General features: G+C 73.7%; 19 protein-coding genes. 6 read left to right on the top strand and 13 right to left on the bottom strand.

Features of this window, described 5'->3' with window-relative positions; translation table 11 throughout:
- Nucleotides 1-111: 111 nt before the first annotated feature.
- The 8 genes from FHX71_RS24910 to FHX71_RS24875 all read right to left on the bottom strand — a co-directional run bounded on the left by FHX71_RS24910 (nt 112) and on the right by FHX71_RS24875 (nt 12,878).
- Nucleotides 112-1,116, bottom strand: a complete 1,005-nt coding sequence (locus FHX71_RS24910; protein ID WP_182620215.1) for an isopenicillin N synthase family dioxygenase — start codon at nt 1,114-1,116, stop codon at nt 112-114.
- A gap of 274 nt (nt 1,117-1,390) precedes the next feature.
- Nucleotides 1,391-2,071 carry an alpha/beta fold hydrolase gene (locus FHX71_RS24905; protein ID WP_182620214.1) on the bottom strand — a complete coding sequence of 227 codons (681 nt, stop codon included), beginning with the start codon at nt 2,069-2,071 and terminating at the stop codon, nt 1,391-1,393.
- 153 nt (nt 2,072-2,224) lie between these two features.
- The gene (locus FHX71_RS24900; RefSeq protein WP_182620213.1) at nt 2,225-3,424 is read right to left on the bottom strand and encodes a hypothetical protein; all 1,200 of its coding nucleotides are present in this window, start codon (nt 3,422-3,424) and stop codon (nt 2,225-2,227) included.
- Nucleotides 3,421-4,035 carry an RNA polymerase sigma factor gene (locus tag FHX71_RS24895; RefSeq protein ID WP_182620212.1) on the bottom strand — a complete coding sequence of 205 codons (615 nt, stop codon included), beginning with the start codon at nt 4,033-4,035 and terminating at the stop codon, nt 3,421-3,423. Before FHX71_RS24895 ends, FHX71_RS24900 begins: the two co-directional genes overlap by 4 nt.
- Before the next feature lie 131 nt (nt 4,036-4,166).
- Nucleotides 4,167-7,607 carry a S8 family peptidase gene (locus tag FHX71_RS24890; RefSeq protein WP_182620211.1) on the bottom strand — a complete coding sequence of 1,147 codons (3,441 nt, stop codon included), beginning with the start codon at nt 7,605-7,607 and terminating at the stop codon, nt 4,167-4,169.
- Nucleotides 7,608-7,725: 118 nt separating this feature from the next.
- Nucleotides 7,726-10,395, bottom strand: coding sequence for a dipeptide ABC transporter ATP-binding protein (locus FHX71_RS30225; RefSeq protein WP_312877206.1), 2,670 nt, complete (start codon nt 10,393-10,395; stop codon nt 7,726-7,728).
- Nucleotides 10,392-11,339 (bottom strand): ABC transporter permease, encoded by a 948-nt coding sequence (locus FHX71_RS24880; protein WP_182620210.1) that lies wholly within the window; start codon nt 11,337-11,339, stop codon nt 10,392-10,394. Before FHX71_RS24880 ends, FHX71_RS30225 begins: the two co-directional genes overlap by 4 nt.
- Before the next feature lie 24 nt (nt 11,340-11,363).
- On the bottom strand, nt 11,364-12,878 hold the full coding sequence (locus FHX71_RS24875; RefSeq protein WP_182620209.1) for an ABC transporter substrate-binding protein: 1,515 nt from the start codon (nt 12,876-12,878) through the stop codon (nt 11,364-11,366).
- 37 nt (nt 12,879-12,915) lie between these two features.
- On the opposite strand from FHX71_RS24875, the gene FHX71_RS24870 reads away from it, so the two are divergent.
- Nucleotides 12,916-13,740 (top strand): exodeoxyribonuclease III, encoded by an 825-nt coding sequence (locus tag FHX71_RS24870; RefSeq protein WP_182620208.1) that lies wholly within the window; start codon nt 12,916-12,918, stop codon nt 13,738-13,740.
- 143 nt (nt 13,741-13,883) lie between these two features.
- Nucleotides 13,884-15,827: a septum formation family protein gene (locus FHX71_RS24865; RefSeq protein WP_182620207.1), complete on the top strand. Its 1,944-nt coding sequence runs from the start codon at nt 13,884-13,886 to the stop codon at nt 15,825-15,827.
- On the opposite strand, the gene FHX71_RS24860 is transcribed toward FHX71_RS24865, so the two are convergent.
- Complete coding sequence (locus FHX71_RS24860; RefSeq protein WP_182620206.1) at nt 15,805-16,860, bottom strand: ArsR/SmtB family transcription factor; 1,056 nt, start codon at nt 16,858-16,860, stop codon at nt 15,805-15,807. The genes FHX71_RS24865 and FHX71_RS24860 overlap by 23 nt on opposite strands.
- Before the next feature lie 202 nt (nt 16,861-17,062).
- Nucleotides 17,063-19,705, bottom strand: a complete 2,643-nt coding sequence (gene clpB, locus FHX71_RS24855) for an ATP-dependent chaperone ClpB (protein ID WP_182620205.1) — start codon at nt 19,703-19,705, stop codon at nt 17,063-17,065.
- Nucleotides 19,706-19,833: 128 nt separating this feature from the next.
- On the opposite strand from clpB, the gene cpt reads away from it, so the two are divergent.
- Nucleotides 19,834-20,391: a chloramphenicol phosphotransferase CPT gene (gene cpt, locus FHX71_RS24850; protein WP_182620204.1), complete on the top strand. Its 558-nt coding sequence runs from the start codon at nt 19,834-19,836 to the stop codon at nt 20,389-20,391.
- On the top strand, nt 20,375-21,169 hold the full coding sequence (locus FHX71_RS24845; RefSeq protein WP_182620203.1) for a sulfite exporter TauE/SafE family protein: 795 nt from the start codon (nt 20,375-20,377) through the stop codon (nt 21,167-21,169). Before cpt ends, FHX71_RS24845 begins: the two co-directional genes overlap by 17 nt.
- A 92-nt stretch (nt 21,170-21,261) precedes the next feature.
- Here FHX71_RS24845 and FHX71_RS24840 read toward each other — a convergent pair whose 3' ends face one another.
- The 3 genes from FHX71_RS24840 to FHX71_RS24830 are packed head-to-tail and all read right to left on the bottom strand — an operon-like array spanning nt 21,262 to nt 25,192.
- Nucleotides 21,262-22,704: a carboxyl transferase domain-containing protein gene (locus FHX71_RS24840; protein ID WP_312877205.1), complete on the bottom strand. Its 1,443-nt coding sequence runs from the start codon at nt 22,702-22,704 to the stop codon at nt 21,262-21,264.
- Nucleotides 22,677-23,855: a CaiB/BaiF CoA transferase family protein gene (locus tag FHX71_RS24835; protein ID WP_182620202.1), complete on the bottom strand. Its 1,179-nt coding sequence runs from the start codon at nt 23,853-23,855 to the stop codon at nt 22,677-22,679. The genes FHX71_RS24840 and FHX71_RS24835 overlap by 28 nt, the downstream gene beginning before the upstream one ends.
- 5 nt (nt 23,856-23,860) lie before the next feature.
- Entirely contained in the window at nt 23,861-25,192 is a 1,332-nt protein-coding gene (locus FHX71_RS24830; RefSeq protein WP_182620201.1) for an SLC13 family permease, read from the bottom strand.
- 108 nt (nt 25,193-25,300) lie between these two features.
- On the opposite strand from FHX71_RS24830, the gene FHX71_RS24825 reads away from it, so the two are divergent.
- Nucleotides 25,301-26,014 (top strand): FadR/GntR family transcriptional regulator, encoded by a 714-nt coding sequence (locus tag FHX71_RS24825; protein WP_312877204.1) that lies wholly within the window; start codon nt 25,301-25,303, stop codon nt 26,012-26,014.
- Nucleotides 26,011-26,772 (top strand): sulfite exporter TauE/SafE family protein, encoded by a 762-nt coding sequence (locus FHX71_RS24820; RefSeq protein WP_182620200.1) that lies wholly within the window; start codon nt 26,011-26,013, stop codon nt 26,770-26,772. The genes FHX71_RS24825 and FHX71_RS24820 overlap by 4 nt, the downstream gene beginning before the upstream one ends.
- Nucleotides 26,773-26,811: the final 39 nt, after the last annotated feature.

Below are 26,811 nucleotides of genomic sequence, written 5' to 3'. Positions count from 1 at the left end.
CACTGTTTCTGAAGGGTCCGTCAGTCGCGCTGATCCGAGCGCCGGCCACGTGTCAGACCCACAGGTCACCCGAGGGACCTGTGGGTCTGACACGCGGACACGCCGGGACGCTCACGCCGACTGCAGCAGGTTCGGGTGCTGCGCCTGGACCACGTTCGGGTGGGCGCGGACCCGGCTCTTGAGCCAGTTGTCGCCGAACACCGCGTGCAGCGGGTTGGCCGGGTCGAGCGTGACGCCCGCCGCGGCGGCGCGGATCTCCGGCGGCAGCTCGATGTCCGGGATGGTCGCATCGAGCGCGGGCCCGTGGAAGTACGGGATCGAGATCCGCTCGGTCCCGGCCGCCGGGGAGACCACGCGGTGCAGGGTCGCCTTGAGGTAGCCGTCCGTCGCGATCTCCAGCAGCTCGCCGATGTTGACGACGAACGCGCCGTCGGGCGGCACGACGTCGAGCCACTCGCCGTCCTTCTCGACCTGGAGGCCCGCCTTGCCGTCCTCGACAGAGAGGAGCGTGAGCACGCCGAGGTCCTTGTGCGCGCCGACGCCCTGGGCTGGCGCGGCGGACTCGACCCCCGGGTAGCGCGCGATCTTCAGGTGCGGCGAGGGCCGCTCGAACACGGCGTCGAACGTGTCCGACGGCGCACCGAGCGACTCGGCCCACGCCCGGAGCAGGCGCGTCGCGACGCCGTCGAGCCGGCTGAGCCACTCCTCGGCGACCTCGCGCAGGGCGGGCAGGGACTCCGGCCACAGGTTCGGGCCCTCCAGGACCCAGAAGTCGGGGACGCCGGGACCGGCGGGCACCGCCGGCCGTTCGGCGCCGATGTCGATCTGCTCGCGCTGGTCGACGCGGCCGAGCGTGCGCTCGCCGCCCATCCGCGTCCAGCCGCGGAAGTGGGGGCTGTGCACGTTCTCGATCGCGCGCTTCTGCTCCTCGGGGAGCGCGAAGAACTCGCGGGCGGTGGCGTACGCGCTGTCGATCAGGTCGCGCGGGACGCCGTGGCCGACCAGGGAGAAGAAGCCGACCTCGTGGGTGGCGCGCCGCAGCTCGTCGCGGAAACGGGCCTGGTCGTCGGGGCCGCCGTCGAGCAGCGAGAGGTCCAGGACGGGGATGCCGGACATGGGAGGTTCCTTTCGGGGGTGCCGGGTGGGTGCGCCGACGGCGACCGCCCCGGCATCCGCCGATACCTCACCCCGGGAATGTCCGCACCACCCGGAAAACGGGATGGGGGAACCGGCGCGTGCACGTGGATGCGATGTGAGCAGGAGCTGCTGTCGGCGGCGCGAGGGATCGCGCCAGGCGGTCGCCCGGTGGGCGACCGCTCAGCGGCGACAGCAGGTACAGAGGAAAGTGCTCACGATGTGAGAAACGGTAGCACCACGACGGCGGGGTGTGTCAGTCCGTCGCGACCTCGCGCAGGAACCGCACGACCCGCCGGGCCCGGAACATCAGCGCGTACCCGATGGCGATCACGTGGCCCACCACGCGCATCGTCTCGTTGACGGCTCCTTCGAGCAGGGTGTCGTCGTCGTCGACGACGCCGTCCCGGGCCGAGCGGAGGCTCAGGATGCGTGCCCGGTCCTCAGGGCCCAGCTCCTCCAGGAGCTTCGGCACGGTCGACAGCGACTCCGCGAAGGGGGCGTTGCGCTCCAGGACGGGCTTGATGATGTCGTCGGGTTCGAGGAACTTCCCGGCGATGATGATGACGGCGACGATCGAACGGCGTCGGGCGTACTCCGCGAGGACGGCGCCCGCGCCGGCGGACGCGCCCATGAGCGCCACCCGCTCGCCCCGCTCCTCGAACTGCTCGACCAGGGCGTCGAGGCGGTCCAGCCGCTCCTGGAACGACGCGTCGGACGACCAGCGGACCCGGAACATCGTGGTGCGCACGCCGAGGGCGCGCCAGCTGCGCAGCGCCTCGCGCTGGAGGTGCACCAGCGGCGGCATCCGGTCGCCCAGCCCGGGCACGTAGATCAGCCGGATCGGCGGCTTCCGGGTACGCGCGACCCGGGCTCCCGGGAGGCTCTCGGCGGGCGCGGGAAGGTCGCTGTCGTCGCTTATCACGTGCTCGCTCATCTCGCGCAGGAGATTACACGGCGCGGGTGCCGACGCGCCCGCGCGCACGTGTCAGACGCTCGCGCACCTGTCAGACCCACAGGTCACCCGGGGGACCTGTGGGTCTGACACGTGCCCCAGCGTCTGACAGGTGCGCGTCGGTGGACCGGCAGATCAGTCGCGCATGAACGGCACCAGCCGCGGGTCGTCGAGGTCGAGGGGCCGGACCGACCGGGCGCGCTGCTTGAGCGTCTCGAGGTCCGCGTCGGCGTCCAGGAGCCAGAAGCGGGCACCGTTCCTGTCCCACTTGAGGCTCGGCGGGTTGGACGGTCCCCCGAGCAGGCTCTCGTCGTACAGGGCGACGCCGCCGTCGAACTCGACCGCCTCGAAACCACGCCCGTCGGCGAGGCCGGCCTCGATCGGCGTCGTGACGGGCCACCTCACCCAGAGGTAAGAGCTGACCTCGTCGTGCCACATCTGCCAGAGGTAGAGCGTGGTGCCGGGTTCCACCTCCTCCGGCACCTCGACCTGCTCGAAGCCGTCCGGGACGGGACCCGTCACGGAACCGTCGGGACCGTAGGTGAGGGACTCCAGGATCGCCCGGAACTCCCCGGCCGAGATGCCACCGGCCTCGGCGTACCAGAGCTGGCCGTCCTCGTCGGCCCACTCCACGTAGTGGTCCCCTGATCCGCCGGTCCCCACCTCGGCCTCGTGCAGTGACGCGACGGGTATGGGAAGGGCCCGGTACATCGGCTTTCTCCCCGTGTACATGACGACGGCGCGGCTGTCCGCCAGGTCGGCGAAGGCCGCTGCGGCGACCTCCCCCGCGCACTCCATCGGCGAGCCGTGCAGCCTCGGCGAGGCCGTCACGGGCACGTCCGGCAGCGTCCAGCCGTGGTCCATGAGACCGGGCCACTCCGACGGCGGGAGCTCCGGGGCGCCATCGAGACTGGAGTTGAGGTCGTCACACTGCGCCACCGTTCCGTCGTCGGCCGTGGACAAGGGCGTAGGGGTCGGGCCCGTCGGGGGGTCCGGCGACACCGCCGTGTCCGGCTGCTCCACCGTGTCCGGCGCCTCCACCCGCGGACCGACGTCCGCCGGCTGCGCCGCGTCATCGATCAGGACCGCCCCGACGGCCCCGACACCGAGCAGCAGCAGGCAAGCGGTCAGGAGGACGAGCACCCGGCCCGCGCTCCCGCCGCGGCGTGGGCCCGGCGTGAGCGAACCACCCCGGCCACCCACCGTGAGCAGACCGTGGGCCTGCTCCTCCTGGCGCCCTCGCTCGAAGGCCGCGCGTGCGACCTCCAGACCGGTGTCATCCACGGCCTGGGCCGGCGCGAGCTCGTGCAGGTCGTCGTACCTCGTGCGGTTCATCGTGCCCTCCTCGCGGCCGGGTCGGTCACGGCGCCGGCGGGGCCGGCACCAGGGTTCGGGCGGCGCTCGCGGGTCGCGGACGACGTCGGCAGCTCAGCGCTCTCGGCCTCGAGCCGGCGGCGGGCCCGCGACAGCCGCATCTTGAACGCGGCGACGGAGCACCCGGCCACCCGCGCGGCGTCGGCGGGCGCGAGCCCGTCCCACCCGGTGAGCAGCAGGGCCTCGCGCTCCTTCGGCGCGAGCCGGAGGAGCGCCGCGAACATCGAGTCGCGGCGGCTCACGGTCACCACGGTGTCCTCCGCCGCCCGGGCGACGCGCGCCAGGCGGACGAGCTCCCCCTCGGCCGCGCTGCGCCGTCGGGCCGCGCGGCGCTGGTTGCGCACCACGTTGCGCGCCACGACCAGCAGCCAGGGCAGCGGGTCGCCCGGCATGCTCGCCATCCGCCGCCACGCGACGAGAAAGGTCTCGGACACCACCTCCTGGGCGTCGTGCGGCTCGACGTGGCGCAGGGCATAGGCCTGGACGCGCCACGCGTACGCGCGCCAGAGCTCGGTGATCCGGTCCTCGTCCGACGGGGGATCACCGTCGGGCAGGCTTCGTAAGGTCGTCACGTCTTGAGATGTCCGCTCGCGCGCCGGGGTAACAGTCTCACCGAGAGACGCACGTGTCAGACGTACAGGTCCCCCCAGGGACCTGTACGTCTGACACGTGCGCTTCGGTGGAGCGGGAGTGGGGCGGTGGGTCAGCGGACGGCGTATGCGCGGGTCACCGTCTGCTTCACCGTGCCGCCCGACGCGTCGCGGGCCTCGACCCGGAGCGACACGTGCTCCGTGCCGCGCGGCACCCGGACCGTCCCGGTGAACGTCCCCGGCCGCCGGTCGGCGAGGGACGCGGCGAGGGACGCGGCGTGCCAGGTGGCGCCGTCGTCGGCGGACCACCACAGGCGCGCGGACGTGACCCGGCTCTTCGCGGGCCGGCCGTCCGGGCCACCCGCCGCAGGCCCGACCGTGAGCGTGACCCGCGTGCCGCGGGGTGCCTCGTTCCGCGCGTCGAGGCCCTTGACGGCGTAGCCGACGTCGAGCACGGCCGGAGCGGCGGAACCCGGCGCCGCGCGGAACCTCCACTCGGTGCGCGTCCGCGTGGACCGCTCCCACCAGGACGCCTCCTCCTGGCGCGCGTCGAGGACCACGCGGTGGGCGGCGCCGCCCGCGGGAAGCGCCACCTCGGCCGACGGCCACGTCTGGTCAGCCACGGCCTCGCCGTCCTGCCAGGCCCGCAGGCGCGTGCCCTGGCCGTTGAAGCCCCCGAACGGGTGCCCCTCCGCGTCGCTCCACGGCACGAGGCGGACACCGAGCGTGTCGTCCGAGACCGTGAACGCGCCGGCTCCCGCCCGCGTGCTCAGGACGGCGCCGCCCACCGTGGTCCGGGCCTTCTCCCGGGGCGCGTAGGTGCGCGCCTCGGAGTCGAAGTACCCCTGCTGCGGGTCGTCGGCCGAGCCCGAGTAGACCTGGTGGCCCCAGTCGACGCCGTTCGCGCTCAGGTACTCGGTGCGCTTGCCGGGTACCGCGACCGGGGTCCCGACGGCCGAGCCCCACAGGTGGTCCGGCGCGGTGCCGACCCGGGCGCTCTCGGCGTAGTGGTCGGCGCCGAGGGCCGCGTACGTGGTCGTGACGGCGGCCGTGTTCCGGGCCGTCGCCCGGAACCGGAACGTGTCCACGACGTCCTGCGTGTACAGCAGGTCGTAGGTGTACGACGGCGCCCGGCCGGCCGCCACCGGCTGCTCCAGGACGAAGTGGGTCTGCAGGTCGTAGGTGCCGACCGTGACGGGCTCGTCCGTTGGCGTCGCGTACGCCTTCGCGCCCGCCCCGACGACGGTGCCGAACCCGTACGGGTCGTCGCCCGCCGCCGTCGTCCGGGTGTCGTCCAGCGCGATCCACCGGACGGCGGACGGCCGGTGGGTGGACGCGGTGAGCTCGCGCGCCTCGCGGGCGTCGAGCACGATCGTGGTGTCGTCGGCGACGGTCACCTCGGGCCGGAGCACCGCGGAGACCTCGGAGACGACGTACTCCTCGTCGGCGGTCCACAGGAAGCCTGTGATCGAGTACCGGCCCGGCGGGACCCGCAGGTCCAGCCCCTCGGGGCCGATCTCCCCGTGCTTGTCGAACAGCGTCGGGTCGTCCACGTTCACGACACGCACGCTCGACGACCCGGTGTGCGGCTCGCCGTCGCGCCCGAGGGTCCGGACGTCCAGGTCGGCGAGGTCGGGCTCCTTGTAGTAACCGAGCGGCGTGCGGACCTCGCTGCCCTCGGCGTCCGTGGCCGTGACCGCACCCGAGTAACGGCGCTCGACGGCGCCGACCGTGCTGTCGATGCCGACCTCGACAGCCGCCGTCCCACCGGCGGGCACCGTCAGGGAGGTGGCGTCGAGCGTGACGGCGTCGGCGGGCAGCGGCTCGCCGTCCTGGTCCGACGCCTCGACCGCCAGGTCCAGTGTGACCGCCGCATCGCCGGGGTTCTCGTAGGTGAGGGTCCGCGTCGCGGTGCCCTCCTGCGGGTACTCGAAGGCGCCGAACGACAGCGAGGCGGGCGTCGGCATGACGGGCAGGTCGAGCGCGGCGGGGACGAGGAGGCGTCCGGCACCCTCGTCGAACGCGCCGCCGCTGGTGTGCACGGCCGAGCCCATGAGGACGGACTTGAGCTGCGGGCCCGTCAGCTCGGGACGGGCCTGCTTGAGCACGGCCGCCGCGCCGGCCACGTGCGGCGCGGCCATGGAGGTGCCGCTCCAGGCCGTGTAGGGGCCGTCGCTCTCCCACTCGTTGGTGCCGTCGGCGCGTGCCGCGACGATCTCGACGCCCGGCGCCGTGATGTCCGGCTTGATGGCGTAGTCCCGCACCCGCGGTCCGCGGCTGGAGAAGTACGCGACCTGGTCGTCGTCGTCGACGGCGCCCACCGTCAGCGCCGAGTTCGCCGCCCCCGGCGGGACGACGGCGCCGTACAGGCCCTCGTTGCCCACGGCCACGACGAAGAGCGTCCCGTAGCGGGCGCTCAGCGTGTCGACGGCGGTCGAGAACGGGTCCGTGCCGTCGGTGTACCGCTCGGCCTCGCCGAGGCTCATGTTCACCACGTCGGCGCCGGCCTCCGCGATCCACTCCATGCCGTCGATGATCGACGACGACTCACCGCCGCCGAAGTCGTCGAGCACCTTGCCGACCAGCAGGTCCGCGCCGTAGGCCACGCCGCGGTTGTCGCCGTCCGACGCCTCGCCCGAGCCCAGGGCGATCGAGGCCACGTGCGTGCCGTGGCCGTACCGGTCCACGGTGTCGCCGGCGCCGGTGAAGTCGCGCGCCCCGACCAGCACGTCGTCGAGGTCGGGGTGGGTGGTGTCGATGCCGGAGTCCAGCACGCCGACGGTCACCCCGTCGCCGGTGTACCCGGCGTCCCAGGCGGCCGGCGCGCCGATCTGCGGCATCGAGCCCGTGTCGAGCGCCTCGACGTGGCCGTCCAGCCAGACCTTCACGTCCGGTACAGCCCGGGCGCCCGGCCCTGCCGAGCGGGCTGACGGCGCCGGGTCCAGCGTCGCGAGCAGGTCGTCGGCCGCGGCCCGGTCCAGGTCGGCCGAGACGGCGCCGACCGACGGCAGGTTCCGCTCGGGTTCGAGGCCGAGCGCCGCCCAGTCGAGCTCGTCGGGCTGCGTCCGGCGCGCCGAGGCCGCGGACCCGACCGTGCGGGCGGCCGCGTCCGCCACGGCGGCCTCAGCCACCGCCGCGTCCTGCACGATGACGGGGACCGTGTCCCGGTGCGCGTCGTCGTACCCGGCGGCGACGAGCCCCGTGACATCGAAGAGCGCCGGGTCCAGCCGGTCCGGCACGAGGCGTGCGACGTCGCCGGGGATCACCCGCACGCGGTCGCCCTCGACGATCTTCTGGAAGGCGATCCCCTCGCGGCCCGCCGCGGGACGCACCGTGACCGACCTGCGGCCGTCGGGGTACCGCCCGACGTCGACCTGGTCGCCCGTGATCAGCGTGACCGTCGCGGGCGACGCGGCCGCGGCCGCCGTCCCGCCCGCCGCGCCGGCTTGCTCCCCACCGGGACCCGTCGTCCCGGACGACCACGCCGGTACCCCACTACCCAGCGCGACCGCCACCGCGATCGCGGCTGCCGCTGCACCCGTTCTGGCGCGCATCTACCCGTCTCCTTCGTGAGGACGTCGGCGGCCGAATACCGCCTTCACGAGGGCTGACGCCGCGTACGCCCGGATCGTTGGGGTGGAATGTCCGGGTCGTTGCGGGTGTCGACGCAGGTCAGCGCAGCAGCGGGGTCGCCGCACGCAGACGGCGCGTGTACTCGTGCGCCGGGTCGTCGTAGACCTGGGCGGTGGGGCCCTGCTCGACGATCAGGCCGTCGTGCATGACGGCGACGTGGTCGGCGACGTGCCGCACGACGCCGAGGTCGTGCGACACGAGCAGCAGCGTCAGCGCGTGCTCGTCCGCGAGGCGCGCGAGCAGGTCCAGCACCTGCCTCCGGACGGACACGTCGAGCGCGCTGACCGGCTCGTCCGCCACGAGGATGCGCGGGCGGCACACCAAAGCGCGCGCGATCGCGATGCGCTGCCGCTGCCCGCCGGAGAACTGGTGCGGGTACCGCTCGGTCGCGTCGAGCGGCAGGCCGACGGCGTCCAGCATCTCGCGGACGGCGTCGCGCCGGGCGGCGGCGGTGCGCGGGCCGCCGTCCCGGACGTTCGCCGGGTTCAGGAGCGGCTCCGCGACGATGTCGCCGACGGTCATCCGGGGGTCCAGCGAGCCGTACGGGTCCTGGAACACGAACTGCAGGGCGGCGCGCAGGTCGCCGAGGTCGCGCGGCGCGGTCGGCCCGCTCTCCGAGCGCGCTCCGCCCGACGGCGCGGGGCTGAGGTCGACGCCCGCGCTGGTGACGCGGCCCGACGTCGCGCGGTCCAACCCCGCGATGATGCGCAGCAGCGTCGACTTGCCCGACCCGGACTCGCCCACGATGCCGAACCGCTGCCCCTCCGGGACCGCCAGGGAGACGCCCCGCAGCGCCGGCACCGCCTGGCCCCGGTTCGTGTAGGTGCGGGTCACGTCCTCGACGCGGATCAGGGCGGGTTCGAGGGCGGGGGTCTCGACAGGCTCGACCAACGTGGAGGGCTCGACCAGCGTGGCGGGCTCGACCAGCGTGGGGCGCTCGACCGGCGTCGTCGCCCGGGGTTCGAGGGTCGACGCCGCCAGCAGCCGCCGCGTGTACTCGTGCCGGGGGTTGGCGAACACCTCGGCGACCGGCCCCTCCTCGACGACGACGCCGTCGAGCAGCACCACCACGCGCTCGCACACCTGGGACACGACGGCCAGGTCGTGCGTGATGAACAGCAGCCCGGCGCCCCGGTCGCTGACCAGGCGTGTCATGAGGTCGAGCACCTGGCGCTGGACGGTGACGTCGAGGGCCGTCGTCGGCTCGTCCGCCACGAGCACGGCCGGGTCGTTCGCGAGCGCCATCGCGAGCACCACGCGCTGCCGCTGTCCGCCGGACAGCTCGTGCGGGTACCGCCGTGCGGCGCCGTCGGGCAGGCCGACCTCGGCGAGCAGGGCGGCAGCCCGGCGCGACGCCGCCCCGGCCGCGACGCCGTGCACCGTCATCGTCTCCGCGACCTGGCGGCCCACGCGCATCAGCGGGTTGAGCGCCGTCATCGGCTCCTGGAAGACCATCGAGATCTCCCGGCCGCGCAGCCGCGCCAGGGCCCGCTCGCCCCGGTCCAGGAGGTTGCCGTCCACGCCGGCGAGGCCGACGTGCCCGGTCGCGGAGACGCCGTCGGGCAGCAGGCCGAGCGCGGCGAGCGCCGTCATCGTCTTGCCGGAGCCGGACTCGCCGATCAGCCCGACGCGCTCGCCCGCGGCGACCCGCAGGGAGACGTCGGTGAGCAGCGGGCGCCCGCTCCGGGTCCGGACGGTGAGGTGGCGGAGGTCGAGGGCGGGGGTCTCGACAGGCTCGACCGGCGAAGGGGTCTCGACAGGCTCGACCAGCGAGGTGGCGGCGGTCCCGACCGGCCCGACCGCCGGTGTCGCGGCGTTCTCCAGCCGCGGGTCGAGCACGTCGCGGAGCCCGTCGCCCAGGAGGTTGAAGCCGAGCACGGCGACGGCGATCGCCACCCCGGGCACGATCGCGAGGTGGTCAGCCAGCCCGAGGAACTGCTGGGACTCCTGCAGCATGCGGCCCCACGACGGCGTCGGCGGGGGCGTGCCGAGGCCGAGGAAGGACAGCCCGGCCTCCGCGAGCACCGCGATCGCGAAGTTCACGGAGCACTGCACCAGCACCGTGCCGGCGATGTTGGGCAGCACGTGCCGCGCCGCGATGGCGACCTCGCCACGGTTCGCGGCCCGGGCGGCGAGCACGTAGTCGGACCGCACGACCTGCAGGGTCCCGCTGCGTGCGACGCGCGCGAAGGCGGGGATGGAGCCGATGCCGAGCGCGACCATCGCGGTGACCGTGCCCGCGCCGTAGACGGCGCCCAGCACGATCGCGAGCAGGAGCCCGGGGAACGCGAGCAGGATGTCGGTGCCGCGCATGAGCACCGTGGCCGGCTTGCCGCGGCCCGAGCCCTGGAGCATCCCCGCGAGCACACCGAGCGGCACGCCCACCAGCGCGGCGATCCCGACGGCGACCACCCCGACCAGCAGCGTGATCTGCGCACCGGCCATGACCTGCGAGAACACGTCGCGGCCGAACCGGTCGGTGCCGAACCAGTGCTCGGCCCCCGGCGGCAGCAGGCGCTCGGCGCCCGCGTGCTCGGGGTCGTACGGGGTCCAGACGAGCGAGACGAGGGCCGTGACCAGCACGAGCCCCACCAGCACGGCGCCGATGACGAGCTGGGGGTGCACGCCGGGACGGCGGCGGGTCTCGACAGGCTCGACCCCCGGGATGACAGGCTCGGCCGACGGGGGCCGGCGGGCCGCGCCCCTCATGCCGCCCTCCGCAGGCGGGGGTCCAGCAGGGTGTAGGCCAGGTCGACCAGGAAGTTCAGGAGCACCACGAGCACGACGAGCACCGCCACGATCGACTGGACGGCCAGCAGGTCGCGGTTGCCCACCGAGTCCAGCAGCAGGCTGCCGAGGCCCGGCACGGCGAAGACCCGCTCGATCACGACGGCTCCGATCAGCATGGACGCGATCTGCACGCCCACGACGGTCACGATGGGCACGCCCGCGTTCCGCAGCCCGTGCCGCACGAGCGCGCCGGTGAAGGTGAGCCCCTTGGCGCGGGCGGTACGCAGGAAGTCCTCGCGCATGATCTCCAGCACGGCGCTGCGCACGTACCGGGTGATGATCGCGGCCTGCACGGAGCCCAGCGCGACCGCGGGCAGCAGCACGTGCCGCCAGAACTCGCCGAACCCGTCGGCGGGCGCCGTCCACCCGCCCGAGGGCAGCCAGCTCAGCCGCACCGCGAAGACGGAGACGAGCAGCACGCCCACCAGGAAGTTGGGCACGGCCACCCCGACCTGGCTCACGGCCGACAGGGTCACGCCGCCCGCGTTCCGGTGCCAGACGGCGGCCAGCGTGCCCACCGGCACCGCCACCACCAGGGCGATCAGCATGCCGAGCAGCACCAGGATGCCCGTGACCTGCACCCGGTCCGCGACCAGCGGCGTCAGGTCCTGCGACGTCACGTAGCTGGTGCCGAGGTCACCGGTCAGCAGCCCGCCCACCCACTGCAGGTACTGGACCACCAGCGGCCCGTCCGTGCCGTGCTCGGCGCGCCAGGCCGCGAGCGCCTCCGGGGACGCCTCGATCCCGAGCGCGACGACGGCGGGGTCGCCGGGCAGCACCCGCAGCAGCACGAAGATCGCCGCCGTCGCCACGAGGAGCGTGACGACGAGCTGTGCGGCGTGCGAGGCGAGGTGTCTGGCCACGGGGGTGTCCGGCGTCGGGCCGGATCAGCTGTCCGACCAGCGCAGGCCGGTCAGGTCCATGGACTCCGTGGTGGCGTTCGCGGCGATGCCCGCGAGGACGGCGTCCGCCACGACCGTGTTGGGGAAGAGGAACAGGGGGTCGCTCGCGGCGTCGTCGACGATCATCCGGGCCACCTCCTGCATGCCCGCGACGTACTGGTCGGGGCTGCCCTCGTCGGCCTGCTCGGCGACCTGCGCGAGGCGCGGGTTGTCGTAGCCGACGTAGTAGTCGGGGTCGCCGAAGATCGTGAGCATGTCGCGCGCCTCGGTGTGCAGGATCACGGACATCTCGTAGTCGTGCTCGGTGAACACCTTGTCGAGCCAGACGGCGGGGAACTCCGCCGGGACGATCCTCGCGTCGATGCCGACGTCCTTGAGCTGGGAGACGACCACCTGGGCGACGGCCTCCGCGTAGGGGCGGGTCGGGACGTCGAACGTGATGCTCAGGTCCTCGGCGCCGGCCTCGGCCAGCAGCTCCCGCGCCCGGTCGGGGTCGTACGGGTAGGCGCTCGTCAGGTCCTGGTAGTAGGGGTCGGTGGGCGGCACCATCGAGCCGATGAGCTGCCCGTGCCCGGCCCACGCCGTGTCGAGGACGGCCTGGCGGTCGATCGCGTACATGACCGCGCGGCGCACGTTGAGGTCGTCGAACGGCGGCCGGGCGTTGTTCAGGGAGAGCAGCACCTCGCCCGTCGAGGTGCCGTCGACCACCTGGAGGTCCTCGTCCTGCTCCAGGCCGGAGATCAGGTCCGGGGCCTGCATGTTGTACGCCATGTCGACGTCGCCGGCGCGGACCGCGTTGGCCTGGGCGTTGGCGTCGGCGAAGTACCGGACGGTGACGTCGGGGATCGCGGGCGCCTCGCCCCAGTAGTCGTCGCGGGCGGCGAGCGTGACGTGCTCGCCCGTGGCGACCTCCTCGACCGTGTAGGGGCCGGTGCCGACCGCCTCGGTCGCCAGGTCGGCGGACAGGTCGTCGGGGAACATGGCGCCCACGGACGTGCCCATGTCGAACAGCCAGCCGTTGCTCGGGTGCGCCAGGGTCACGGCGACCTCGGTGTCGCTGACGGCCTCCGCGCTCTCGACGACGTCCATCTTGGACTTCAGGCTCAGCGTCCAGTCGTCCTGGACCCGACCGATCGACGCGACGACGTCGTCCGCCGTGAAGGGCGAGCCGTCGGAGAACGTCACGCCGTCGTGCAGCGTGAAGGTGTAGACCGTGCGGTCGCCGTTGATCTCCCACGACTCGGCGAGCTGCGGCTGCACCTCGCCCTCCTGGTCGATCGTCACGAGACCCTCGTAGACGTTGTTCATCAGGAGCTGCGGGATGGCCGAGCCGGACGTGGTGGTGAAGTCCAGGTTGGTGGGTTCCCCGGTCAGCCCGACGACGACGTCGGTGCGCCCTCCCGAGGCTTCGCCGGACGAGCTCCCCGCGGTGCACGCCCCGAGCGCCGCGGTGCTGAGGACGACGGCGGCACCGACAAGACGCCTGCTGAGGTTCTGCACGGTGCCAGGGTAGTCGGGGTGAACATAGGGTGAGCCTGTGCGCCTCGTCACCTGGAACGTCAACTCGATCCGCACGCGGCTGGACCGCGTGACCGCCTTCCTCGACCGGTCGCAGACCGACGTCCTGGCGATCCAGGAGACCAAGTGCCGGGACGACCAGTTCCCCACCGCGGCGTTCGAAGCCGCCGGGTACGAGGTGGCGCACTTCGGCCTGTCGCAGTGGAACGGCGTCGCCATCGTCTCTCGGGTCGGCCTGGCCGACGTCGCGACCCAGTTCCCGGAGCAGCCCGGCTTCGCCAAGCCGGCCGCCGACGCCGACCCCGACGCGCTGCTCGACGTCGTCCCGCCGCTGGAGGCCCGGGCGATCGGCGCGACCTGCGGCGGCGTCCGCGTGTGGAGCCTGTACGTGCCGCACGGCCGCGCGCTCGACGACCCGCACTACGCCTACAAGCTGGCCTGGCTGGAGGCGCTGCGGGCCTCGGCGAAGGCCTGGGCCGACGCCGGCGACGCCGTCGCGCTCACGGGCGACTGGAACGTGATCCCGCTCGACACCGACGTCTACGACGCCGCCGACTTCGCCGGGAAGACCCACGTCTCCCCGCCGGAGCGCGCCGCGTTCGAGGCGTTCGGCGAGGCCGGGTACACGGAGCTCACCCGGAAGTTCCTCCCCGAGGAGCACACCTACACCTACTGGGACTACCAGCAGCTCGCCTTCCCCCGGAACAAGGGGCTGCGGATCGACTTCTGCTGGGCCTCGCCCGCGCTCGCGGGACGTGCGTCCGGCGCCTCGATCGACCGCGACGAGCGCAAGGGGAAGGGCGCGTCGGACCACGTGCCGGTGATTGTCGACCTGGCCGACTGATCCGTCCTGCGCACGCTGTGATGTGTTCAGGTTCCACTCCCGATGGGGAAATCATCGGGTGAAATTGTCCATAAATCGAGGGCACTCAAACCGGGTGCCGTTCCGGTAGCCGGGTCGTTACAGAATGTCGGTAAGTTATCCGCATGACGTCGAAGCCCGACCAGACCCCGGCCGCCACTGAAGTCGCCGAGATCCCCGGTTCGGATCCCGTTGCCAAGGCGTCCACGGTCTCGTCGGAGCCGGGTACCGCCCCCGACGGCCCCCACGGCAAGGGTGGCGACGACGACGCGGAGGCCGGCGCGACGGCCGGCGACGCCTCTCGCGAAGCGTCCCCCGACGACTCCCGGGGCGCCGGGTCCGCGGCCTCCGCGGACGAGGCCGGCGAGGCGGCGGACGACGACGTCGCCGCGGGCGAACCGGCGAGCAGCACGGCTGTGGACAACCCTGTGGACAACTCGGCCGAGAATGCTCCGGCGGCGGGCAAGTCGGCCGCGGGGGGCTCGGCAAAGGGCGGCCCGGCGAAGGCGGGCGCGACCAAGAACGAATCAGCCGACGAGGACGAGCCGGCTGCATCGAGCACGGACTCCCCGGCCGCGCCGGAAGCCACGTCGAAGCCAGCGCCGAAGCCCGCCCAGAAGCCCGCGCCCGTGCCGGAGCCCGAGGACGTGGGGCCGGCGGAGCCCGCCCCCGAGTCGTCGAACCGGCCGCGGCGGTACGAGGCGCCGACCGAGGAGATCAAGATCGTGCCGCCCGCCGCGAGCGCCGCGACAGCGACCGCACCCGAGCCCGCGCCCGCACCTGAGGACGAGGCGGAGGTGACGGAGCCCGAGGCAGAGGACGCCTCCGCGAGCACCCCGGCCGAGACGCCGGCCGCATCGACTCCCGCGAAGCCGGTCAGCAAGGCCGCGGACGAGACCGGCGCCAAGAAGCCGGCCGCCGACGTCCCGGTGATCGACGAGAACTTCGACTTCAAGGCGCTGTCCTTCGCGGCGATCTCGGCGGCGCACAAGAAGGCCCTGGGCCCGCGCACGGTCGCCGGCGAGGACGAGACGTCCGCGGACGACTCGGCCGACGCGCAGTCGCCCGACGCGCCCGAGACCGCGGCCGACGCCCAGGCCGCGACGGCCGACGCGCGGGCAGCCGACACCTCCCCGGCGGAGGCACCGGCCGCGGACACGTCCGACGCGCAGACCTCGGCCGACACAGCCCCCGTCTCGGCAGGTTCGGCGAGTTCGGCAAGTTCCGCAGCCTCCGCAAGCTCGGCCGCCTCTCCCGCGGAAGCCCCGGCAGCAGACCGGTCCCCGGCGGAGGCACCGGCACGGGAGGACGACGCCGCGACCTCCGAGCTGTTCGCGTCCCCCACGACGCGCACCCCGGTGGCCCCCACGCCGCCGAGCGCCTTCCCCACGCCCACGGCGCCGCAGCAGCACTCGCAGGGCGCCCCGGCGCAGCCCGCGCCGTCGGCGCCGCACCAGCCGCCGTCGCCGTTCCCGGTGACCCCCGGGGGCTCGCCGCACTCGTTCCCGGCCGTCCACGACTACGCGCCCGAGGCGTCCTACGCGGGCTGGCGTCCGCCCACACCGGCCGAGGAGTCGGCGAAGCGGCGCCGGTACGCCCTGATCGCCGGCGGCGCGCTGGCCGTGGTGGCGGTCGTCGCGGTGATCGCCCTGATCGTGAACATGGTGGGCCGGCAGCAGTGGGAGCCCATCGAGGCGATGATCGCGGAGCCGCAGGAGGTGCACCCGCTGCAGCTCGTGCTCGGGTCCTGCGTGGAGAGCGTGCCGGACGACGGCGAGATCCCCGACGTGCTCGCGGTCCCCTGCGACGACTCGCACACCGCCCAGGTGGTGGGCCGCACCGACTTCGCCGACGCCGCCGTCTGGCCGGGGCGCGACGGCGTGGACAAGCGCATCGCGCAGGTGTGCGGCACCAAGCAGCTCGGCCCGAACGCCCGCACCAGCCCGGTCGCGGGCTCGGTGAGCTACGTGGTCTGGGGTCCCAGCGAGGACTCGTGGGCCGACGGCGACCGGGTGGGCCTGTGCCTGGCGACCACCGCGGAACCGATCACACAGGATCTGCTGCAGTAGCCGGCGACGCCGTCGGGACCCGGACGCCGCCGCCGTCGAGCAGCGTCCGGCCCAGCGGGGTCAGCGCGTGCAGCACCGTGTTGCGCTCGCGCCCGCTGGAGACCAGCCCGGCGTTGCGCAGCACCGTGGCGTGCTCCGAGGCCGACGCCGGGGAGATCTCCAGCCGCTGCGCGAGCTCGCTGGTCGTCGCCCCGGTGCCGAGCGACCGCAGCACCGCGGCCCGGGTGCGACCGAGGAGTGCGGTGAGCGGCCGCCCGCCGTCGGCCCGCGCCTCCGAGCCGGTGGCCGTGGCCGTGCCCGGCCGGGCCTGCTCGTGGGCGATCGGGTAGATCAGCAGCGGCGGGAGCTCGGGGTCGGCCAGCGAGATCGGCGCCCGGTTGCAGAAGTACGACGGGACGATGAGCAGGCCGCGGCCCGCCAGGTGGACGTCCCGCTCCGCGGCCGTCGCCACCGACAGCACGGGGTGCTCCCACCGGATCGCGGGGTGCAGGGTCCGCAGGGCCTGCTCGGTGCCGCCCGCGACCCAGGCCCGGGTGCGCGCCGCGCGGTCGACGTCGACCGCGGCGAGGATGCCGCTCCAGTACGGCCCGAGGGCCTGCTCGTGGTACGAGCGCATGGCGACGCCGAGCCCGCGCAGCGCGGGCGCCGTCCCGTCGGCGAGGTCCCGCATCCACACGTGCGGCGTACGGCCGTGCGCCAGCCGCGAGATGTCGTGCCGCAGCCGGGCGCGCGAGGTCGACAGGACGGCGTCGAGGCCGGTCTCGAACGCGTCGGACCCGGTCAGCGGCAGGGCCGCGCCCGTGGCCGGCGTGAGGAAGTCCGGCGAGTAGCCGCGCGGCGGCGCCAGGCGCAGCAGCATCCGCGCCGCGGGCGGCAGCCCGGTCAGCACGCGCTCGCGCCACGGCTCGAACAGCGTGGCCCCGGCGCGCTGGTTCACCACGTGGGCGCTGAGCAGCGTCTCCCACAGGGGGTCCGGGCCGGGTGCGATCCGGACCCGGGCCAGATCGTCCGACGTGAAGTGGAACCGCAGCATCGGGCCTCCTTGACCGTCTGCCTCACCTGATGGCGCCCCCCGGCTCACCCCCGCGCGCCCTGACCGTGCCGGAGTCGCGCGCGGCCGACCGCGCGCGACTTCACCCCGCACATACAGAGGGACGAGCGGCAATTCGGGTTCTGGGCGTCGGGACGGCCACCTTCACAGGACCGCCACATCCGGACCGCCGTCCGGGCGCCGGCTATGCCGTGAGCACCCGCCGTTCGAGGGTCAGGCCCTCGCCGTCGGCGCGGTCCACGAGCACGGTGTCGCCGTCGGACACCTCGCCCGCGAGCAGCAGCCGCGCCAGGCGGTCGCCGATCTCGCGCTGCACGAGGCGGCGCAGCGGCCGGGCGCCGTAGGCCGGGTCGAAGCCCTCCAGGGCCAGCCACTCGCGGGCCGCCGCGGTGACCTCCAGCGTGATGCGCCGGTCGCCCAGCCGCCTGCCGAAGGCCTCGACCTGCAGGTCGACGATGCGGCCGAGCTCGTCGAGCGACAGCGCGTCGAAGATCACCACGTCGTCGAGCCGGTTGAGGAACTCCGGCTTGAACGCCGCGCGGACGGCGGTCATCACGGACTCCCGCCGCTCCTCGTCCGACAGCATCGGTTCCACGAGGAACTGCGAGCCGAGGTTCGAGGTCAGCACCAGGATCGCGTTGCGGAAGTCCACGGTGCGGCCCTGGCCGTCGGTGAGGCGGCCGTCGTCGAGCACCTGGAGCAGGATGTCGAAGACCTCCGGGTGGGCCTTCTCCACCTCGTCCAGCAGCACCACGGAGTAGGGCCGGCGCCGGACGGCCTCGGTGAGCTGGCCGCCCTCCTCGTACCCGACGTAGCCCGGGGGCGCGCCGACGAGCCGCGCCACGGAGTGCTTCTCCCCGTACTCGGACATGTCGATGCGCACCATGGCGCGCTCGTCGTCGAACAGGAAGTCCGCCAGCGACTTGGCGAGCTCGGTCTTGCCCACGCCCGTGGGACCGAGGAACAGGAACGAGCCCGTGGGCCTGTCGGGGTCGGAGACGCCGGCCCGGGTGCGCCGCACGGCGTCGGACACCGCGGCGACCGCGGCCCGCTGGCCGATGAGGCGCTGCCCGAGCACGTCCTCCATGTGCAGGAGCTTCTCGGACTCGCCCTGCAGCAGCCGCCCGGCGGGGATGCCGGTCCAGGCGGCGACCACCTCGGCGATCTCGTCGGCGCCGACCTTGTCGGCGATCATCGGCGGGGTCTCGACACGCTCGACCAGCGGCTCACCGGCGGTCGAGCCTGTCGAGACCTCGCTCGTCGCCTCCGCCTCCTCGGCGGCCGCGAGCTCCTTCTCGACCACGGGGATCTCGCCGTACCGGATACGCGCCGCGCCCTCCAGGTCGCCCTCGCGGAGCTGGCGCTCGGCGTCGGTGCGCAGCTCGTCGAGACGCGCACGCAGGTCGCCGACCCGGTTGTGCCCGGCCTTCTCGGACTCCCAGCGCGCCGTGAGCGCGGCCAGGGCCTCGCGACGGTCCGCGAGGTCGGCCCGGAGTCGTTCGAGCCGGTCCTTGGAGGCGGCGTCGGCCGACTCGGAGAGCACGACCTCCTCCATCTCCAGGCGCGTGACGGCACGCTGCAGCTCGTCGATCTCGATCGGCGAGGAGTCGAGCTCCATGCGCAGGCGGGACGCGGCCTCGTCGACCAGGTCGATCGCCTTGTCGGGGAGCTGCCGGCCGGAGATGTACCGGTCGGACAGCGACGCGGCGGCCACGAGCGCCGAGTCGGCGATCGTCACCTTGTGGTGCGCCTCGTAGCGCTCCTTGAGGCCACGCAGGATCGCCACGGTGTCCTCGACCGACGGCTCGCCCACGAACACCTGCTGGAACCGGCGCTCCAGCGCGGGGTCCTTCTCGATGTGCTCGCGGTACTCGTCGAGCGTGGTGGCGCCGACCATGCGGAGCTCGCCACGCGCGAGCATGGGCTTGAGCATGTTACCGGCGTCCATCGCGCCGTCGCCGCCCGCCCCCGCGCCGACGACGGTGTGCAGCTCGTCGATGAAGGTGACCACCTCGCCGTCCGACGCCGTGATCTCCTCCAGGACCGCCTTGAGGCGCTCCTCGAACTCGCCGCGGTACTTGGCGCCGGCCACCATCGACGCGAGGTCGAGGGAGATCAGGCGCTTGCCCTTGAGGGACTCGGGCACGTCGCCGGCCACCACGCGCTGGGCCAGCCCCTCGACGACCGCGGTCTTGCCGACGCCGGGCTCGCCGATGAGGACCGGGTTGTTCTTGGTGCGGCGGCTCAGCACCTGGATCACGCGCCGGATCTCCGAGTCGCGGCCGATGACGGGGTCCAGCTTGCCGTCCCGCGCCTGCTGCGTCAGGTCGGTGCCGTACTGCTCCAGCGCCTTGTAGGTGCCCTCCGGGTTGGGGCTCGTGACGCGGCCGGACCCGCGGACGGCGGGCAGGGCCGCGCGCAGGGCGTCGGCCGTGGCCCCGGCGTCGGACAGGATCTGGGCCGTGGGCGACTGGCCCGCCGCGAGCGCGATGAGCAGGTGCTCGGTGGAGACGTACTCGTCGCCGAGCCCCTGGGCCTCCTTGCCCGCCAGGTCGAGGACGGTCGCCAGGGCGCGGCTGGCGCTCGGCTGGGCCGTGCTGGTGCCGCTGGCCTGGGGCAGCGCGACGAGGGCCGCGCGCACCTGCCGGCCGATCGTCTGCGCGTTCGCCCCGACCGCGTCGAGCAGGCCGACGGCCACGCCGCGCTCCTGCTGGAGCAGCGAGGCGAGCAGGTGGACCGGCTCGAGCTGCGGGTTGCCGGCGGCCGACGCCGACTGGATGGCGTCGCCGATCGCCTGCTGCGACATGGTCGTGAACTTGGTGTCCATGAAGCCTCCCGGGGCTGGTGGTTGGTGGGCGGAGCCCTACCTCGATGAAACCGCCTCAAAGTTGAGTCTATTCCGCTCAACTTGTAAATCACTGTAGCGCGCGTCACCGACACTCGTACGGTGGCCGGATGAACACGCAGGTCATCGTTCTCAACGGCGGATCGAGCTCCGGCAAGTCCGCGATCGCGCGCGACCTGCAGGCCGTGCTGCCCGAGGCCTGGCTCTCGCTCAGCGTCGACACCCTCGTCGACGCGATGCCCGCCCGCCTCACGGCCGGCGGCGACGGCATCGGGTTCGCCGACGACGGCGGCGTCGCCGTCGGGCAGGACTTCATGGAGCTCCAGGACGCCTGGATCGCCGGGCTGGTCGCCATGGCCCGCGCGGGCGCGCACCTCGTGGTCGACGACGTGTTCCTCGGCGGCGCCGGGTCGCAGCGCCGCTGGCTCGACGCGCTCGGCGACGTGCCGACGCTCTGGGTCGGCGTGCGGTGCGACCCGGCGGTCGCGGCCCGGCGCGAGGCCGCCCGCGGCGACCGGGTCACGGGCATGGCCGAGCGGCAGGCCGACGTCGTCCACCGGGGTGTGCACTACGACCTGGAGGTCGACACCACGGACACCGGGTCCCTGGACTGCGCGCGGACCATCGCCGCACACCTGAGATCATCACGGAGTGACCGAGCAGACTGACGACTCCTTGACCCCACCGCGCGCCGTCCTCGTCGGGATCGTCGGTGGGGCCTTCTCCGGGCTGTTCGGGCTCGGCGGCGGCATCGTGATGGTGCCGCTCCTCACCTCGCTCGGCGGCCTGACGCAGCGCCGGGCCAGCGCCTACTCGCTCGCCGCGATCCTCCCGGCCGCGATCGTCGGGTCCATCCCGTACCTCACGCACCAGGCGGTCGACCTGATCTCCGCCGCGCTGCTCGTCGTCGGCTCCGTGGTGGGCGCGGCCTACGGGGCGCGGCTGCTCGCCCGCGTGCCGGAGACCCTGCTGCGCTGGCTGTTCGTCGGCGTGCTCGTCGCCGGCATCGTGCGGTCCCTGCTCGACTCGTTCGTCGACCCGCCGTCCGTCGACACCGCGCAGGGCATCCCCAGCCTGCTCGACGGCGCGGGCATGGTCGGGCTCGGCCTCGTCATGGGCATCGCCTCGGGCCTGCTCGGCATCGGCGGCGGCCAGATCGCCGTGCCGGGGCTGTCCGCGCTGTTCGACTTCGCTCCCGCGCTCGCCAAGGGCACGTCCCTGGTCGCGATGATCCCGACGGCGATCTCGGGCACGTGGGTCAACGCGCGCAACGGCCTGGTGCACCTCAAGACGGCGGCGATCATCGGCCTCGTGGCGTCGGTCTTCTCGTTCGGCGGCGCGAGCCTGTCGGTGGTGCTGCCCGACAACGTGGCGTCGATCCTGTTCGCGGCGCTCCTGGTGTTCGCCCTGGTCCAGCAGATCCGCAAGGCCTTGGAAAAGCGCTAGCTGCGAGGTCGGCAATTCGGGTGGTCGGCAGAATGTCAGGTGATCGGTATTCCGAGGTGCCGACTACCTGACGTTCTACCGACCACCCGAAACTACCGACCAGCCAGCACCGCCGCGCACTCCGCCGCGACCGCCACCGCGACGTCGCGGACCGTGTCGGCGTCGTGCTCCGGGACCACGCGCTGCACCGCGCCCTCGGCGAGCAGGTCCACCGCCCGGATGTGCTGCGCCTCCGCCAGCTCGGCCGCGTGCGTCGTGTCCCCGTGCACGATGACGCTCGCCCCCTCGGGCGGCAGCGGCGACAGCCAGGCGTGCTCGGCCGCGATCACGGCCCGCGCGGGCAGCAGCGCGAGCGCCCCGCCGCCGCAGCCCTGGCCGAGGATCACCGACAGCGTCGGCACGGTCATCCGGGTCAGCGCGGCCATGCAGCGCGCAATCTCGCCGGCGAGCGCGCCCTCCTCGGCGGCCTCCGAGAGCTCGGCGCCGGGGGTGTCGATCACGGCGACCAGCGGCAGCCGCAGCTCCTCGGCCAGCCCCATCGCGCGCCGGGCCACGCGCAGCGCGGCGGGCCCCATCGGAGTGCTCTCCGACTGCCGGGTCCGGTCCTGCCCGACGACGAGGCACGGCCGGCCGTCGAGCCGCGTGAGCGCGACCAGCATCGACTCGTCCCGCTCGCCCTCGTCCGTGCCGGACAGCCGGACGGTCCCGGTCGCGCCGTACCGCAGCAGGTCCCGCACCCCGACCCGCCCCTCGGTGCGGGTACGCAGCACGGAGTCCCAGGCCGACGTCGTCCCGGAGGGCTCGCCGGTACGGCGCGGCAGGGCCGACGGCGCCGGCGGGTCGACGAGCACCGCGAGCGCCCGTTCGACCAGGGCGGGCAGGCTCTCGGGGGTGACGACGCCGTCGAGCACGCCCTTGGCGGCGAGGTTCTCGGCGGACTGCACGCCGTCGGGCAGGGCCTTCCCGGTGAGGGCCTCGACGACGCGCGGGCCCAGGAAGCCGATGAGCGCGCCCGGTTCGGCGACGGTGAGGTGGGCGAGCGAGCCCCAGGACGCGTAGACGCCGCCGGTCGTGGGGTGCCGCAGGTAGACGAGGTAGGGCAGGCCGGCGTCGCGGTGCGCCATGACGGCGCGCGAGATCTCGACCATGCGCAGGAAGGCGGGGGTGCCCTCCTGCATCCGGGTCCCGCCGGACGCCGTCGTCGCCAGGACGGGGAGCCGCTCCGCCGTCGCGCGCCGGACGGCGGCGGTGATCCGCTGCGCGGCGGCCCGGCCGATCGAGCCGCCGAGGAACCGGAACTCGTTGACGACCACCACCACGGGCCGGCCGCGGACCTGCCCGCGCCCGGTGAGCACGGACTCGTCGGTGCCGGCCTTCTCGGCCGCGGCGGCCAGCACCGCGCGGTACTCGGCCGGGTGCCCGGAGGTGTCGACCGGCTCGTCCCAGGACTCGAAGCTGCCGGGGTCGAGCACCAGGTCGAGCAGCTCGCGGGCGCTCCAGCGCCGGGTCACGACGCCCCCGAGGCGTCGAGCCACGCCCTGATCCGGGCGGCGTGCTCGTCGAGCACCGGCGGCGCCCGGTGCTCGCGCCGCGTGACCTCGGCGCCGTCGGCGTCGAAGAACCGCAGCGGCGGGCCGGGCAGGGTGAGCCGGCCGAGGCTCGTGTGCACGACGTCGACGAGCAGGCCCTGGCTCGCCGTCTGCTCCCATGCGTACACCTCGTCGAGCGTACGCACCCGGCCCGCCGGGATCCCGGCGTCGGACAGCCGGGTGAGCAGCGCGTCGGAGTCGTAGGCCTCGAAGGCGTCCTCGACCACCTTGATCACCTGGTCGCGGCGGGCCACCCGCTCGGGGTTGCTCCGCAGGCCCTCCGCGTCAGCGTCGAGCCCGAAGGCGAGGCAGAACTTCTGCCACAGCGCCTCGGACCCGACGGCTATCTGGACGGCGCCGTCACGGCAGCGGAACAGGCCGTACGGCGCGATCGAAGGATGGTGGTTGCCCTGCGCGTGCCCCACCTCCCCGGCGACCGTCCAGCGGGTGCCCTGGAAGGCGTGCACGCCGGTGACGGCGGCCAGCAGCGACGTCCGTACGACCTGCCCGACGCCGGTGCGGTGCCGCTCGTGCAGCGCCGCCAGCACGCCGTACGCGCCGTAGATCCCGGCGAGCAGGTCGCCGATCGGCACGCCCACGCGCTGGGGGTCGTCGGGACCGGAACCGGTGAGCGACATCAGGCCGGCCTCGCCCTGGGCGATCTGGTCGTACCCGGCGCGGCCGCCCTCCGGCCCGTCGTGCCCGAAACCGGTGATCGAGAGCACCACCAGGCGCGGGTTGCGCTCCAGCAGCGTGTCGACGCCGAGCCCGAGCCGGTCCAGGACCCCGGGCCGGAAGTTCTCCACGAGCACGTCGGCGCGGTCGACGAGGTCGAGGAGGGTCGCCCGGTCGGCGTCGGCCTTGAGGTCGAGAGCTATCGACTCCTTGTTCCGGTTCGCGGACAGGAAGTACGTGGACTCGCGCCCGTCCTCCTCGCCGACGAACGGCGGGCCCCAGCCGCGCGTGTCGTCGCCGCGGCCGGGCACCTCCACCTTGACGACGCGCGCACCCAGGTCGCCGAGCATCATGGTGGCGTGCGGCCCGGCGAGGGCACGGGAGAGGTCGACGACGACGACGTCGGTCAGCGGTCCGGTCATGGTGCTCACCAGCCCGGCAGGACGAGGATGCCCCACACCAGCAGGGGCCCCGCGAGGGTGACGATGACGGCGTAACCGAGGATCTGCTTGTAGTAGGCCTGCTCCGAGATCGTGTCCGGGCGGTTGGCGAGCATCAGGGCTCCGTTCGTGGAGAAGGGGCTCACGTCGACGATGGTCGAGGAGACGGCGAGGGCCGCCGCCATGGCCCAGGGGCTCACACCACCGGCCGCGATGAGCGGCACGGCGATGGGGATGATCACCGGCAGCAGCGCCGTCGACGACGCGAACGCCGAGACGATGCCGCCGACGTAGCAGAGGACGAGCGCACCGATGGCCGCGATGCCGAGACCCGCCGCCCAGGTGCCGATGTACTCGGGCGCCCCCGCCGCGGTGAGGATGGTCGCGTAGGTGCTCACACCCGCCACCAGCAGCACGGTGGGCCACGCGATCTGCTTGACGGCGTCCTTGTGCTGGTGCGGCGACAGCATCGCCAGCGCGACGGCGGCGGTGATCGAGACGAAGCCGATGTTCTGGTCGAAGGCGAGCGCCGTGACGGCGACGGCGGCGAAGGCCACCAGGGTCAGCACGTGGTCGCGGCGCACGCCGAGGCCCCGGGTCACGGTCGAGACGCCGGCGCCCTGGCCGCTGACGGTGACCGAGGTCCCGCCGGTGTGCAGGTCGTCGACGACGCGCCCGGCGGCGCCGGACGCCTCCGCGGGGTCCACCCGCTCGTGCATGAGCTGGCGCCCACCGAGGGCGAGGAAGAGGACGACGGCCATCGCGGTGTTGATCGCGAGCGACGCGATGAACACGCCCATCTCGGTGCCCTCGTAGCCGACGTCGGCCATGACCGAGTTCGTGATGGTGCCGTAGATGCTGATCGGGGAGAACCCGCCGCCCTGGGCGCCGTGCACCACGAACATGCCCATCATGAGCGGGTTGATCTTGTAGCGGCGCGCGAACCCGAGCGCGACCGGGCCGATGATGGCGCAGGCCGCGGGGCTGGCGGCGCCGATCGCGGTCAGCAGCGCGGTCACGGCGAACATGACCCAGGGGATCAGCGCCACCCGGCCGCCGACCGCCTGGACCGCTTTGGCGACGATGAGGTCGACGGTGCCGTTGTTCTTGGCGATGGAGAACAGGTACGTGACGCCGATGAGCGTCAGGACGAGATCGGCGCTGATCCCGCCCAGCACCTCCTTCTCGTCCATGTTCAGGGCGAAGACGCCGACAAACCACGCCGCGACATAGGCGAGCGCGCCCATGTTGATCGGCAGGACTGTCCCGGCGACGAACAACGCGACGAGCGCGATGATCGCGATCCACTCAGGACCCATGAGAACTCCTCTGTCTCCATCGCGGCGGTCACCGTTGACCGACGAGGCACGATGGATCAGTGGCCTAGCCAATAGGCCAGTGTCCTTTCTGTCAAGTATCCTCAGGTCGTGACCCCGAAGGCTTCCGCCGAACTGCCCACCCCGCTGGCCCGCACCCGCCTCTACGAGCAGGTGGCGGAGCAGATCACCACGTGGATCCGGCAGAACGGGCTGAAAGCCGGGGACCGGCTGCCCCCGGAGCGCGAGCTCGCCGCCCGGCTCGGCGTCAGCCGTGCGACCCTCAGCCAGGCGCTCGTCGCGCTGGAGGTGGTGGGCGTCGTGGTGGTCCGGCACGGGGACGGCACCGTGCTGACCGGCAAGCTCAGCGAGAGCCGCATCGTCGAGGCCATCCGGGCGCACGCCGACCGCATGCCCGAGATCATCGACATCCGGGACGCGCTGGAGACGAAGATCGCCGCCCTGGCCGCGCAGCGCCGCACCGACGACGACCTCGCCGCGATCGACGCGTCCCTGGACGCCATGGCGGCGTCGATCGAGCACGGCGACCGCGGCGTGGACGCCGACGAGCAGTTCCACGCGGCGGTGACGGCCGCGGCGCACTCCGACCTGCTGGCCCAGACCATGCGCGAGATCGCCAGCCTGATCCGCGAGAGCCGCATCGAGTCGCTCTCGCAGCCCGGCCGGCCGCGCAACTCCCTCACGGGGCACCGCGCCATCGCGGACGCCATCCGCGCACGCGACCCGGAGGCCGCCGCCGCGGCCATGCACGCGCACGTCGAGATGGTCAGCGACGTCGCCCTGCTGCGGGGGGACGAGCGATGACCGGCTGGGAGCACCTCGCCGTCCTCGGCGCCGGCTTCGGCGCGGGCGTGCTGTCGACGACGGTCGGCGTCGCCTCGCTGCTGAGCTTCCCCGTGCTGCTGGCCGTGGGCCTGCCGCCCGTGGTCGCGAACGCGTCGAACACCGTGGGCCTGGTGCCCGCCGGGCTGAGCGGGTCGTTCGGCTACCGGCAGGAGCTGCGCGAGCACCCGCGCGTCGCGGTGATCGTGCTCGTGACCTGCGCCGTCGGGTCGATCGGCGGAGCGGTGCTGCTGCTCGCGCTGCCGCCGGGCGTGTTCGAGGCGATCGTGCCCTGGCTCATCCTGACCTCCTGCCTGCTGGTGGGTGTGCAGCCCTGGATCAGCCGGTGGCTGCGGCGCACCCGCGACGAGCCGACCCGGCTGCGGCACGGCATGTCCCCCGCGACCGTCGTCTTCTCGGTGCTGACCGGCGTGTACGGCGGCTACTTCGGCGCCGGCGCCGGCGTCATGATGGCGGCGGTCCTGGGGCTCGGGACCGACCTCGCGGTGAAGAACATCAACGCGCTGCGCACCGTCGCGCTGCTCGCGGCGAACGTGATCGCCACGGTCATCTTCGTGTTCGTCGCCGACCTGGACTGGCTGGCGATCGGGCTGCTGGCCGCGGGCTCCGTGGTCGGCGGGTACGTGGGCGCGCGCATCGGGCGCAAGATGCCGCCGAGCGTGTTCCGGGTGCTCGTGGTGGTCGCCGGCGTGGTGACCGCCGTCGTCATGCTGACCTGACCTGACTCCGCCGGCCAGGCCCGGCCCGGCTCCGGCCGA

This window comes from Promicromonospora sukumoe (genome assembly GCF_014137995.1).
GTDB classification, from domain to species: Bacteria; Actinomycetota; Actinomycetes; order Actinomycetales; family Cellulomonadaceae; genus Promicromonospora; species Promicromonospora sukumoe.
The sequence above is the reverse complement of the archived record's forward strand: the minus strand, read 5'-3'. Positions and strand labels throughout refer to the sequence as shown.